This window comes from Alteromonas lipotrueae (assembly GCF_019249215.1).
GTDB lineage: Bacteria > Pseudomonadota > Gammaproteobacteria > Enterobacterales > Alteromonadaceae > Alteromonas > Alteromonas lipotrueae.
The window spans coordinates 1-13,138 of record NZ_JAESDI010000008.1; the positions used below are offsets into that span (position 1 = coordinate 1).

General features: G+C 44.4%; 9 protein-coding genes and 1 tRNA gene. 2 read left to right on the plus strand and 8 right to left on the minus strand.

Annotation, left to right across the window (positions count from 1 at the left end; all coding sequences use genetic code 11):
• From JKP82_RS10590 to dnaQ, 3 genes are all read right to left on the minus strand, one after another.
• Positions 1-77: transfer RNA gene (locus tag JKP82_RS10590), tRNA-Asp, on the minus strand.
• Positions 78-398: 321 nt separating this feature from the next.
• The gene (locus JKP82_RS10595) at positions 399-1,895 is read right to left on the minus strand and encodes a TIGR03503 family protein (protein ID WP_218396988.1); all 1,497 of its coding nucleotides are present in this window, start codon (positions 1,893-1,895) and stop codon (positions 399-401) included.
• Between the two features lie 89 nt (positions 1,896-1,984).
• Positions 1,985-2,701 (minus strand): DNA polymerase III subunit epsilon, encoded by a 717-nt coding sequence (gene dnaQ, locus JKP82_RS10600; RefSeq protein WP_013784493.1) that lies wholly within the window; start codon positions 2,699-2,701, stop codon positions 1,985-1,987.
• A 103-nt stretch (positions 2,702-2,804) separates the two neighbouring features.
• On the opposite strand from dnaQ, the gene rnhA reads away from it, so the two are divergent.
• Positions 2,805-3,272, plus strand: coding sequence for a ribonuclease HI (rnhA, locus tag JKP82_RS10605; protein WP_013784494.1), 468 nt, complete (start codon positions 2,805-2,807; stop codon positions 3,270-3,272).
• 144 nt (positions 3,273-3,416) lie between these two features.
• On the opposite strand, the gene JKP82_RS10610 is transcribed toward rnhA, so the two are convergent.
• On the minus strand, positions 3,417-4,394 hold the full coding sequence (locus tag JKP82_RS10610) for an NAD(P)H-quinone oxidoreductase (protein WP_218396990.1): 978 nt from the start codon (positions 4,392-4,394) through the stop codon (positions 3,417-3,419).
• 460 nt (positions 4,395-4,854) lie between these two features.
• Between JKP82_RS10610 and JKP82_RS10615 the strand changes: the two genes are divergently transcribed.
• Complete coding sequence (locus JKP82_RS10615) at positions 4,855-6,048, plus strand: class I SAM-dependent rRNA methyltransferase (protein ID WP_218396992.1); 1,194 nt, start codon at positions 4,855-4,857, stop codon at positions 6,046-6,048.
• 194 nt (positions 6,049-6,242) lie between these two features.
• Here the strand turns inward: JKP82_RS10615 and JKP82_RS10620 are convergent, their stop codons facing one another.
• The 4 genes from JKP82_RS10620 to JKP82_RS10635 form a co-directional block, all read right to left on the minus strand.
• Positions 6,243-6,497, minus strand: coding sequence for a DUF2061 domain-containing protein (locus tag JKP82_RS10620; RefSeq protein ID WP_159530902.1), 255 nt, complete (start codon positions 6,495-6,497; stop codon positions 6,243-6,245).
• Positions 6,498-6,852: 355 nt separating this feature from the next.
• Positions 6,853-7,155, minus strand: a complete 303-nt coding sequence (locus tag JKP82_RS10625; RefSeq protein ID WP_159530904.1) for a PilZ domain-containing protein — start codon at positions 7,153-7,155, stop codon at positions 6,853-6,855.
• 158 nt (positions 7,156-7,313) lie between these two features.
• Positions 7,314-11,327, minus strand: a complete 4,014-nt coding sequence (gene hrpA, locus JKP82_RS10630) for an ATP-dependent RNA helicase HrpA (protein WP_218396994.1) — start codon at positions 11,325-11,327, stop codon at positions 7,314-7,316.
• Between the two features lie 402 nt (positions 11,328-11,729).
• Complete coding sequence (locus JKP82_RS10635; protein WP_218397136.1) at positions 11,730-13,043, minus strand: Na+/H+ antiporter NhaC family protein; 1,314 nt, start codon at positions 13,041-13,043, stop codon at positions 11,730-11,732.
• Positions 13,044-13,138 lie beyond the last annotated feature (95 nt).

The following is a 13,138-nucleotide window of genomic DNA, read 5'->3' on the forward strand; positions in this document are numbered from 1 at the left end:
TGGCGGAGCGGACGGGACTCGAACCCGCGACCCCCGGCGTGACAGGCCGGTATTCTAACCAACTGAACTACCGCTCCACAATTTCAATGTTATCAGTGAGTTAGTTGAGTTGTTAAAACCCCTTGCCCTCACTGCGGCGCAGATAATACGGTTTAGACCTTACAGAGTCAATGCTTTTTATTAATAAAATTGTCATCTGGGCACTGTTTGCACGATAAATAAACACAATGTTGAAATATAATTCAATCAGGCGGGAATTCGTACACATAAAACTAGCATGCTATTCCCACAGGCCACGCTCACCTTAGGATAGCTTATTTGCACTTTCGTATTAATTAATAGAAAAAAGTCCGCCTATTACGGCTATTCAGCGCTAAGAATGTGCCTACTTATTGCCCCTACTCTACCGGTTTCGACTTCTTAAACTTTGCCAGTAATTTTTTAAAGCCCTTGGGTTCATTATCAAGAGATAAGTCAGATTCAGAGACCATTTTCTTGTTAGCTTTTTTATTTTCTTTTTTTGTGGCTAACTTTGTAGATGCAGAACCACTGGCTTTTCTTCTTTTTAAGATAATAATAATAACAGCAGCAATAACACCTATTAAAATAATCGTGCCATTTACCCCTACAATAAGTAGAGTTAGCGTACCTGAATCCATTTCATCATCTTCAACCATCGATTGTGTATTTTCTGGATTGGCGGATGTTGAACCATTGCCCATTGCGAGCCGATCTTCACTACCATCAACAATCGGATCTTCTCCGTCAATTAACGGGTCTATCACTTCTGGCGCAGGTGCTTCAGCCAAAAAACTATACTCAGGCACATCCAAAATGAAGTCTCGGCCATCCGATGTTGTGCCATAGGCTGTTAGCTTAACGCGATAAACCCCCTCTTCATAAGCAACAATAAGGTGCTCTCTTACACCATCGCCACCTTCGGTTAACGAAAAGTTTTGTATATCTGCGTTTGGAAATCTAATTTTGCCGTCAATAAGAAGTGACTCTATGTTGACGAGTTCACGATCTACATCGACGGACAAGGTATGATATCCATCTCCCGTACCATCGGTAGCGTCTAGTTCAACATCTACATAAACAGGGTTGGTGTGCAGTATAATGGGTGTACCAATTTGTTCTCGAGTGAACATTGGTGTGTCTACCCGATACACAGGCTGCCATTTACCCGCCGCCACTTTTAAATTGAATTGGCCAGTAAACACCCCATCCATAGGACGCTCATCCATGCCCCGCCCGTTATCTTCAAACTTTGCGATTTCTGCTTCGTTAGCACCAAAGTTGTCATAATTGGGGTCATTGGCACTTTCAAACTCAATAGACAATTCCACTACATCACGAAACTGTTTGTTGTCAATTTTTTCGCCACCATTGGTTAGGTAAGCTGTAGATTTTAATATTTCGCCAGAAAAGAGAATGCTGGGAAGCGGTGTGGCGTGAAGCTTAATATCAGAAATGACCATAACCCGACTTGCTGGGTTAACCTGACCTACCGCCTGCCAAGGGCCAGGCATAGGATTTTCAATGGTGATCATATCAAAGGTATCGGCGTCGAACCACTTAACGTTGGCCTCGTCCACCCTACCTTGAAACAGCTTTGAACCATCGGGGCGAACTAATACTACGGGAGCAGAGCCGTATTCACGAAAGAAAATCATGGAGACCTCTTTCACGTTGTAGTCAATACGAAAACGATTCTGTAATAATTTAATCGAGTTCTCGTATTCATCCCCCAAGTCAGTAATAGGTGAAGGCGCAGTGTCGGCTTGCGTGCCCTGTGATGACGGAGCTGGCAGCGAAGTATCTTGTGAAAATACCGATGCAGTACATCCTAATAGGCACAACGCCAACACTAGTTTCATCACACCTACTTTCACTGTTGCCCGCTCCTTTGGAAATGTATTTTAAAAATGGTTAAGTACGGCTAGTAGCTAAGGCTACACACCATAACCTGCACCTGAATTAGCTATGCATCGTTTTGCTCTGGGCGCCACAAACATTTACCCCCTGCTTTTTCTACGATATCTAAACGGGATTCATGCTGTGCTAATTCATCGGCGCTAGCCTTGATAACCTTTAATTTATTTCCGTTTCTGTTCAACCGCCGAAGTGCATCTGATTGGTTTTCACCGCTGCCCTTAGATGCCAAATTAAGCTTTGTCTGCCCACCGGTCATTAGCAGGTATACGTCGGCGAGTATTTCAGCATCCAGTAATGCGCCGTGAAGCTCACGATGGCTGTTGTCTATGCCATAACGCTTACACAACGCATCTAGGTTGTTCTTTTGTCCTGGGTGCATTTTGCGCGCAACCGCCAAGGTATCAAGCACACTACAAATATCTTTGGTGATAACGCCACGGGTTTTCGGTTCCATCCCAAATTCGTGATCCATAAAGCCTACATCGAAGGGCGCGTTATGGATAACTAATTGAGCACCGCGAATAAAATTCACGAAATCTTCGGCTACATCTCTAAATGTAGGCTTATCGGTTAAGAACTCGTTGGTAATACCATGAACATCAATGGCCTCTTGTTCTATTTGACGGCCAGGATTAATGTATACATGAAAGTGATTGCCAGTAAGTTTACGGTTAACCAGCTCAACACACCCAATTTCAATCACTCGGTGACCTTCTTTAGGGTCGATACCTGTAGTTTCTGTATCTAGTACAATCTGACGCATGATTCCTCTAATCTTACCTTTTGTTTTTTGATAGTATATCAACCCCTTCGCCACAGGCTAAGGGAAAAGCGAAATATGAAAGTAAATAATTTAAGGACACCCAGTGGCTCAAAAAACCATTCACATTTTTACTGATGGCTCATGCCTTGGAAACCCAGGCCCAGGCGGCTATGGCGCTGTACTCGTTTATAACAGTCACCGTAAAGAGCTAAGTGGCGGATTTGCGCATACGACCAACAATCGTATGGAATTAATGGCGCCTATTGAAGCATTAAACAGCTTAACTGAGCCCTGCAACGTTGAATTAACGACAGATAGCCAGTATGTGAAAAACGGTATCAATCAATGGATCCACAACTGGCGTAAGAACGGCTGGCGCACATCAGACAAAAAAGCGGTAAAAAATGCCGACCTTTGGAAACGCCTTGATGAGGCAGTTAGCAAGCATAAAATTAATTGGCACTGGGTAAAAGGCCACTCGGGTCACCCTGAAAATGAACGCTGCGATGACTTAGCGCGTGGCGCGGCAGAAGCCAAACCTACAACACCAGATAGTGGCTTTACAGGCTAATTACTTTAAGGGCTAATAGCTTACAAGGCCAATAGATTTGCAAGCAAACACCTCTATAGGTAAAGGTTAGTGATTTTGCGAAAAGAAAAGGCAGCATCGCCTTTTCTTTTATTACGCTAAATTGTTTTTATTTTTCGCGTCTCACTACCACTCTACAACTATCTTTCCTTGCGTGTCGTTACTTTCTAATCGTGCGTGAGATTTTGCGACATCACTTATTGCGTATACCGTATCTATGTTTACGCTAAGCTCGCCCGAGGTGAATGCAGGTAAACAGGTTGTCGAGAAGTCACTAATAAGCGCGCTTTTGTAGTCATCGGTTCTGTTACGCAGCGTAGTACCTTGTATTCTGGCTCGTTTTCCCAACATTAACGCCATATCAAGGTTGTCGGCATAACGCCCAGCCAACATGGCGAGGTAAACGACAATGCCGTCTCGCTTTAGAATGTGAAGGTTTCGATTTAAATAATCGCCACCCACCATATCAAGCACCATATTCACGCCCTCAGGCCAATGGGCTTGTACCTCTTCAGCAAAATTTTGCGTTTTGTAATTTATCAGCAGGTTAGCGCCGTTTTGCTTACACTGCGCTAGCTTTGCTTGGGATGATGCGGTAACTGCACTTTCTACTCCCCAATAATGGCAAAGCTGAGTGGCGGCTAATCCCACACCACTGGCACCACCGTGAATGAGAACCCGCTCTGCTGGTTTTACGTTCGAAATAAGACGCAAGCACTGAAATGCAGTAAGAAACACCTCGGCAAGCCCTGCCGCCGTGCTATACGGCATATTTTCAGGAACGTGCATTAAATGCTGCGGGTTAACAGCAACTTGCTGTGCATAACCACCGCCTGCAACCAATCCAAAGACCTTATCTCCCACTTTCCACTCACTGACTGTAGCGCCTACCTCTATGACCTCACCGGCAACCTCAAGCCCTAAAATCTCACTTTCACCAGGGGGGGGAGGATAGTGCCCTTGGCGTTGCAATGTATCGGCTCGGTTCACACCAAAGGCGTGTACTTGCACTAGTACTTTATCGTCGGTGAGTACGGGCGCATCAACCTCTGCTATTGTTAGGCCTTCTGGTGCACAGCCTTTTTCGAAGTTTACAAATTGCATTAGTATCCTCTTTTTTGGAATTTCACTGGGGGTGCAGTGTGTCTTTGCACGTTAGTGATAGCATGAATAAATTTGTTAACCTATGATTACGTGGGTGATAATTTTTGGTGCATAATTGAGTTGGCAATTTTAGCCTCATACCGCTAACACCTATTTTATTGTGCAAAATGAGACGTAAACCAATGTAACTTAAGGTTATTGAAACAATACTCATGATTACCAATAGTTTGCTATAACCCTGTGTGTTATCTATGGCCTGCGCTGCCTAAACAAACTTACTTTCAAACTTAATAAAATAGTTAAGTTCTGGTCAGTAAACTGGGTAATCATTCGCATAGGCAACGCTTTATCGCTATACTTCGCCCCGCCGCTTACGTGTGGTTGCAAGGGCCGTTCACTTGCTAAAGGCTTTCAATGCAATACCCACTTCCTAGCTAATTCAAGAAATAGAGTACGTTTCATGTCATCACAAGTTATTTTGCACCCTAATAGAGATAAATCCCTTCGTCGTCGCCACCCTTGGGTGTTTGAAAGCGCCGTGGCAGAACTAAAAGGTAGAGGGCGCAGTGGTGACACTGTTGATGTGTTCGATTCAGAAGGTGATTGGTTAGGTCGCGGCGCTTACTCTCCTACTTCGCAAATTCGCGTACGCATGTGGACCTTTAGTAAAGAAGAAAGCATCGATAACGCATTCTTTTTACGCCGTATGGAAATTGCGCTTAATTTGAGAATGCGTTTATTTGACCCAGAAGTCACCAATGCATTTCGCTGGATTGCATCTGAGAGTGATGGCCTTCCAGGTGTTACCATAGATTTGTACGACAACGTAGCCGTATTGCAACTATTAAGCGCTGGGGCCGAGAAGCACCGAGATAAAATTGTGTGGGCAATAAACAAGTTAAAGCCCGGTACCCACGTTTACGAGCGAAGCGATGTTGATGTACGTAAAAAGGAAGGTTTAGAGCCCGTTACAGGTGTGGTGAGCGGCGAGCCACCTATGCAAGTTACCGTAAAAGAAAATGGGCTTTCTATCGTTGTTGATATAGAGAACGGCCACAAAACAGGCTTTTATCTTGATCAACGAGATAGCCGTGCTGCCGCTGCACATTATGCCAAAGACGCTGACGTGCTTAATTGCTTTAGCTATACCGGCACCTTTTCTTGTTACGCACTACAAGGCGGCGCTAAATCGGTTACCAATGTGGATGTTTCTCAGCCTGCACTCGACCTTGCTAAGCAGCATGTGGCGTTAAATGGTTTAGATGAAAACAAAAGTCATTACGTCAAAAAAGATGTATTTAAGCAGTTGCGTGAATACCACGAACGCAAAGACCAATTTGATATGGTTATCCTCGACCCACCTAAGTTTATCGACAATAAAGCTTCGCTAAACCGTGCTGCCCGGGGTTATAAAGATATAAACCTGTACGGTATTCATGCGGTGAGAAATGGTGGATTACTGCTTACCTTCAGCTGTTCTGGCTTGATGCCAGCCGACCTGTTTCAAAAAATTGTGGCTGATGCGGCATTGGATGCAGGAAGAACCATTAAGATTATTGCGCGACTTAACCAAGCCACCGATCATCCTGTGATAGGCAGTTATCCTGAAGGGTATTACTTGAAAGGTTTGGTTTGTGAAGTTACCGATCTGTAATTTCAGGCGTACTTTTTACATCCAACGAAATACACGTTACAGACGAATAAAAGCAAATTAATACAGGGTTACTGTTTAATTCATTAAGCATAAAAAAACGTGGCGCTAAGGTTTTATTAAGTGTTATTAGACTTAACTCACCTTTAGTGCCACGTTCTTCGAAAATTCAAATAAGAGGCAAACTTAGTAAACGCTTATGATGCCAATGTCATCTCATTTGAAGCAAAAGCCTGCTCAGGACCACTACGTAGTTGCTGATCGCTAGCTTGGTCTTTAGGCTGGTTCTCAAATTTCTTCCAGACTCGCTCGTGAAAATAAAATACCACCGTATTTACAGCTGGCTCAACTAAGGCTACTGCCCCACCCACTACTGCACTACCTGTTAATAAATATGCCACTGTAAAAGCGACGGTGAAGTGCATACACGCAAAAGTGATTGTCTTTTTCATAATGATTAACCTAATAAGTTTGTCTCGAATCGTTAATAAGAATTATTATCGATTAGATACATCAAAGACAATTGATTTTTACGAAGGGCGCCATCGACTTATTCGATTTTAATATCATACAAGGCGTTGCTTTGTACGTGATAAGCATAGAGGTATTAGCCACTGCGTTCAGTCAGCTAGATATTTCAGCGTTTTAGGCATTTTACAGGGGAAGTGGGAATATTGGTTGTCAGCAATGGGTTGTCAAAATGGCGCTAATACTAACACTAATTACAAGGTTGACAGAGCTAGACTGACTCACGAAAGCATTCGTGAGTCATAAATAAGCCTAGGCTAATGAACGCCCTTGTACAGCCTACTTCATTTCTGAGATTTCAACCCCAATTAAACAGCTAGATTCTGTATCTGGCTCACAGCGAACCACAGTAGCAATAGCTGCTAATGAGGGCACTTGAGAGCTTGGAGAATCTATGGCAACGCTAACTTGCGTACCAATTTCTATCGATGGTTCATCTACTTCTAAAGACATGCCCGTCGCGCTGATGTCTTTACACATCGCTTGCATAGTGCGGCTCGATTCATCATCAGTAACCTGTAACTGACAAGGCGAATTAACCATCATCCTGAAAAAGTTTCGCTTATCATCGTATCCCAACATTTCTACATCTCCACTACGTATTCAAACCACATGTTGCTCTACCTGTTATAGGGCGAGGTTGGCTGCTTGTCAATCAGACTAACCAAGAATTGTCCGATTATATTTAGAAAATTAGTTTCTGTTTTTGGGGAAATTAATCAAGGCCCTTAGTTTCCCAGCTAGAAGTCGGCTAAAAACAGTGAGATACGCTTTGCCGATATAGGGTAAGCCGTACCTAATGCTTGCGCAAATAAAGACACCCTTAATTCTTCAATCATCCAACGTGCATCTAATAATGCTTGGGGTACTTTACCTTTAGGGTATTTACCACACGCTTTTTCCCACTCATTGACCGCTTTCTCAACGGTGAGTTGATGCATTCTGTCTTTGTTCGGATCAATCGGTAGCTTTTCTAGACGACGAGATAACCCTTTTATATACCGATTCCAATCGTTAAGTCGCGCTTCACCTATATCCGATACAAACCCCGGGAATACCAAGCTAGAAAGGTGCCCTTTGCAGTCGCCTAATGCGTTTATCATGTTAAGGGGCACATTGCCTTTCATTTGCTTTTGGCATTGGTGAGCAAGGGTTAAGCCCTGCTCTACCTGTTTCGCTATTTCTAGTACTTTGTCGTTAATTTCAGCGCGCACTATATCTACGCACGCATCGAAATCAGCTTTGTTACGAATATCTGTATTGTGCTTTTCACAATACTCGCCCACCAGCGCATCTATACCGGCAAAAATACAATCATCAATAAGCGCTTTAATTTGCCCAAACGGATTAAAGTAAAGACCCAGCTTCGCTTTATTGGGCAGCTTACTTTGTAAATAATTAAGCGGCGACGGCATGGCGTTTTTAATCAACACGTTCACACCTTTTCGGTGCATAGATTGCGCTTTTTCTGGCTCGTCAATGAGTGCAATATCTACCTTATCGCCCTTCTCCACTAATGCAGGGAAGGCTTGTACTTCAAAGCCCCCCATCTTTTGCGCAAAAGTAGTAGGTAAAGTGTCGAAATCCCAACTTTCAATACCACTACGCTCAAGCTCAGGCGTAGCCGCCTTTTCAAAGGTTTCTTTTACTTGCCCAGCACATTGCTGTTTAAGGGCGTGCAAATCGTCTGAGCGCGCAATGGTTTCGCCTTTATCGTTTACCACGGTAAAGTGCATGATTAGGTGCCTATCAAGCTGAGAAAGGTTCCATTCATCTTCTTCTACGGTAATGCCTGTCATTTTACGTAGTTTAGCCGTTACAGCCTCTACAAGGCTAACTGGCCGGCCGTTTTTATCCGTTTCACTGATATCAGCAATGCAGGCATCCGCAAAGTTAGGCGCAGGCACAAAATTGCGGCGTAAGCGCTTTGGTAAGGTTCTGATCATTGACACTATGCGTTCATGTCGTAGCCCTGCCACTTGCCAATCAAAGCCAATATTTTCCACTTGATTGAGTACCGGCAAAGGAATAATCACGCTAACGCCATCGTCATCCGCATTCGGCTCAAAATGATAACGAAGCCCCATGGTAATGTTGCCCTGTCGCCACGCATCAGGAAACGCGTTTTCTATGGATTGGCCTGGCTGCTGGCGATACACGTCTTCTTCGGTAAAGGTAAGCACTTCACTTATCTTTTTGCCGCCCGACTTTTCTCCGCCCGCTTGTTTAGCTAACGCTTCTTGATTTTTGTACCATTTTTTAAACGCCGCTTCATTATTCGCTTCCACTGGAATACGGGAGGCATAAAAACGTACCAGTTCGTCGTCATCAACCAAAAGATCACGGCGGCGAGTTTTTTGTTCAAACTCATCGGCTTGTTCAAGCAAGGCTTGGTTTTCTTTTAAGAAACCAAAGTTAAGTCGTGTGTTACCCTCAACTAAGCCTTCGCGAATAAAGAGCTCGTGGCATACCGGCGGGTCAATTAAGCTATATACTTTGGCCCGCTTCATCACTATGGGTAAGCCAAACAAGGTTACTTTTTCAAACGCGATAACCGCACCGCGTTTTTTCGACCAATGAGGCTCAGAATAACTGTGTTGACTAACATGCCCGGCTATTGACTCTATCCACGCGGGATCAATTTTCGCCACCATTCGAGCAAATAGCTTAGAGGTTTCCACTAATTCAGCCGCCATTACCCATTTAGGCTGCGACTTAGAAAGCCCAGACCCCGGGAATACCATAAAACGCGTATTACGCGAGCCTAAGTATTCTCTGTCTTTATCTTTAAAGCCAATATGCGAAAGCAAACCACTGGCAATGGCTTCGTGAATAGCTTGATAATCTGGCTCGTTTTTCACAATGCCAAACCCAAGTTCGGCCACCGACTTTTTAAGTTGGCTAACAATGTCCTGCCATTCGCGCATACGCAGGTAATTGATAAATTGGTTCTTACACCATTTACGAAGATGGTTCTGGCTTAATTCATTTTGCTGCGCTTTAAAGGCATCCCACAGGTTATACAAACTAATAAAGTCTGAGTCTTTATCGGTATATTCGCTGTGCTTTTCATCCGCCTGTTGGCGTTTATCCTGTGGGCGTTCACGGGGGTCTTGAATAGATAGTCCTGCGGCAATGACCATCACTTCCATCAACGCGTTAGTGCGCTGCGCTTCCACCACCATGCGGGCGTAGCGAGGGTCGATAGGTAAACGGGCAATCTGCCTGCCCATTTTAGTAAGCTGCATGCGGCCTTTTTGTTTCACAATGGCCTGAATTTCTTCTAGCAACCTAAAGCCGTCATTAATGTTACGGTTATCGGGCGGCTGTACAAAAGGAAAATCGGCGATATCCCCTAACCCCAACGCAAGCATTTGTAAAATAACAGAGGCCAAGTTAGTACGCAGTATCTCGGGGTCGGTAAATTCAGGGCGGCCTAGGTAGTCATCTTCACTGTATAAGCGAATACAGATACCATCGGAAACACGTCCGCATCGCCCAGCCCGCTGATTCGCAGAAGCTTGTGATATAGCTTCTATAGGCAACCGCTGTACTTTACTTCGGGCGCTATAGCGTGAAATACGGGCCACACCAGGGTCGATAACATACTTAATGCCCGGCACAGTTAGCGAAGTTTCTGCCACGTTGGTAGACAATACAATGCGCCTACCGGTGTGAGACTGGAAAATACGGTTTTGTTCTGCGGCGGAAAGCCTAGCATACAAAGGTACTATTTCAGTATTACGGTATTGCCTGCGCATTAGCGCATCTTGGGTGTCGCGAATTTCACGCTCCCCACTTAAGAACACCAAAATATCGCCCGGTTTCTCGGTTAATAGCTCATCAACCGCTCCCACAATGGCGTCGGTTTGATCGATATCGTTCTCATTGTCTTCAGGGCTGTGATAACGAATTTCAACCGGATACGTACGTCCACTCACTTCAATAATAGGCGCATTATTAAAGTGCATCGAGAATCGTTCGGGGTCGATGGTTGCCGAGGTAATAATGAGTTTAAGTTCAGGGCGCTTGTCTAATAGCTGCCTTAAATAGCCCAGCAAGAAGTCGATGTTTAAGCTACGTTCGTGGGCTTCATCAATAATAATGGTGTCGTACTGATTCAAGAAACGGTCGTTTTGCATTTCTGCCAGCAACATACCGTCTGTCATCAGTTTTACGTAGCTTCGCTCGCTAACCTGATCGCTAAAACGAATCTTAAAGCCTACCTTTTCACCTAGCGGCGTGTTCAGCTCTTCGGCAATACGAGTTGCCACACTGCGAGCAGCCAATCGACGTGGCTGGGTATGCGCTATCATGCCGCTGACACCACGGCCAAGCTCTAAACATATTTTCGGCAACTGGGTTGTTTTACCCGAGCCGGTTTCACCCGCTACAATCACCACCTGATTTGCTGCAATGGCTGCTTTAATATCGTCTTTTTTATCGCTAACCGGCAATGGTGGATAGGTGACTTCAGGTAAATTCTTAAGCCTGACCGCACGCTTATCTACCGACGCTTGAATATCATTGGCGAGCTTGTCGTATCGAGTGGCTAACTTGCTTTGCGGGCTATCGGCAGCAGATTCAGTTTGGTTATTATCCTTTACCTTTTCACTGCTATTAAGCTGCCTCGTGAACTGCTGAATACGCCGTTTTAACGGGAATTTATCCACCGACAGACAATTATCGAGTTTTTCATATAACGGTTTAATCTGAAAAGCGACAGGCGACGAGGGCGCGTTAGGTGAAGACAATTTACCATCCTACTTTTTAATACGAACTGGGTGATACGAACTGTACTATCTGTACTTACGGTGCTTAATAGCGAAACGAACTGTTAACCATTGCTGTCAAAATAGCCTGTGCTTTTATATACGGCTAGACAGCGGAGGTCGATCCTAGAAGAAGTTGCTTTAAATTTCCACCGCTAATCACCGTAGCGTGTAGCATAGTGATACGAACCGGATATTTACCCTGCTAGAACAGTAACGAGGCGACGTTTACTCGCGTTAACTGCCAATGTGAACCATCGCTATTGCTGCAGGTATTAACAACTGGTTTGAGTTACCAATCGTTAATACCCTTAGGCATAGATATGCAATACGTATTCAATGTCGAATGTTAGTTTATGCTGAACACAACAACGTTGAGAAGCGCTATTTCACGGCGGCCGAAGCTTCTGTTAATTCATCGTCATTTTTCTGTTCAAATGTGGGAAAGTTGAACCATATCGCCAGTAAGCCAAACACAAAAATAAGCATGGGGTACCAACAATAAGGCGTAATGGCTAGCGGCGATATACCTACTACCGCAGCGGCACTTAATAACTGCGCACCATAAGGCACTAGCCCTTGAAAGCTACAAGAGAAAATATCGAGTAGTGATGCAGTACGACGAGGATCTACCCCATACTTTTCGTTTAAATCGCTCGCGATAGGACCAGCAGTGACAATTGCAATGGTATTGTTAGCGGTGGTTATATCTAAAAAGCTTACCAAGCCAGCAATGCTAAACTCTGCGCCTTTTTTGCTGGTAACGCGCTTGGTTAAGCGGTTTATCAGCCAGTTAATTCCACCGTTTGCATGCATCAAGGCCACAATCCCGCCAATGGTAATGGCAATCATGGCGAGGTCTTGCATCCAGCCCATGCCTTTTTGAATGCTGTGCATCATAGTAAGCACTGTGAAACTGCCTTGCATTAACCCCACCACACAAGCAGTTGCAATGCCCACTGCCAATACAGTAATAACGTTAAAACCGGTTAGCGCGAACCCGATAATGAATAAGTAAGGCAGTATACGCCATGCATCGTACTCTTTGGTGTCAATAAGTTCTGAGGTATCTACATCAACAAAGACGAGTAGTAACACCATGGTGGCAAGGCAAGCTGGTAACGCTACCATCAAATTTGCACGAAATTTGTCTTTTAGCTGTACGCCTTGGGTTCGGGTGGCCGCAATAGTGGTGTCTGATACAAACGACAAATTATCACCAAACATAGCGCCGCCCACTACCACACCTAGGGCAAGTTCAACAGGTAAGCCTAAGCTATTTGCCAGCCCAGCCCCTATGGGTGAAAGCGCGGTAATGGTGCCCATTGAAGTCCCCATGGCAAACGAGATAAAGCAGCAAATTAAAAATAGCCCGGGTAAAATCATGGCGGTGGGTACAAATTGCAATGCCATATTTACCGTAGCATCGCGAGCACCTATATCGATGGTGACTGCGTAGAACGCGCCTGCAAGAAGAAATATCAGCACCAGTAAAATAATGTTTTTATCACCGCCGCCTTTGCAAAACGTTTGTACTTTTTCTGAGAAACTTACCTTTTTACCTTTAGGGTTTAAGCATAAGCCGTAACCTGCACTAATAAAGAACGCTACTAAAATTGGCATAGCAGTAATATCGTTAGTAATAAGCCCTGTAGCTACCACCAAAACAACGAATAATAAAATGGGTGTTAATCCCATCGGGTTAGGTAAAGGTTGGCTTTTTGAATTTGATTGCTGCACAGAAAACTCTACTTCTTTAGATCGGAATGGGCTCGGCGAATGGCCGACAATTA

Excerpts from the sequence above, each read along its gene's own strand:
- dnaQ (WP_013784493.1), bottom strand. The coding sequence starts at position 2,701 with ATGCGTCAGATTGTACTAGATACAGAAACTACAGGTATCGACCCTAAA.
- JKP82_RS10610 (WP_218396990.1), bottom strand. The coding sequence starts at position 4,394 with ATGCAATTTGTAAACTTCGAAAAAGGCTGTGCACCAGAAGGCCTAACA.
- JKP82_RS10615 (WP_218396992.1), top strand. The coding sequence starts at position 4,855 with ATGTCATCACAAGTTATTTTGCACCCTAATAGAGATAAATCCCTTCGT.
- JKP82_RS10620 (WP_159530902.1), bottom strand. The coding sequence starts at position 6,497 with ATGAAAAAGACAATCACTTTTGCGTGTATGCACTTCACCGTCGCTTTT.
- JKP82_RS10625 (WP_159530904.1), bottom strand. The coding sequence starts at position 7,155 with ATGTTGGGATACGATGATAAGCGAAACTTTTTCAGGATGATGGTTAAT.
- JKP82_RS10635 (WP_218397136.1), bottom strand. The coding sequence starts at position 13,043 with ATGGGATTAACACCCATTTTATTATTCGTTGTTTTGGTGGTAGCTACA.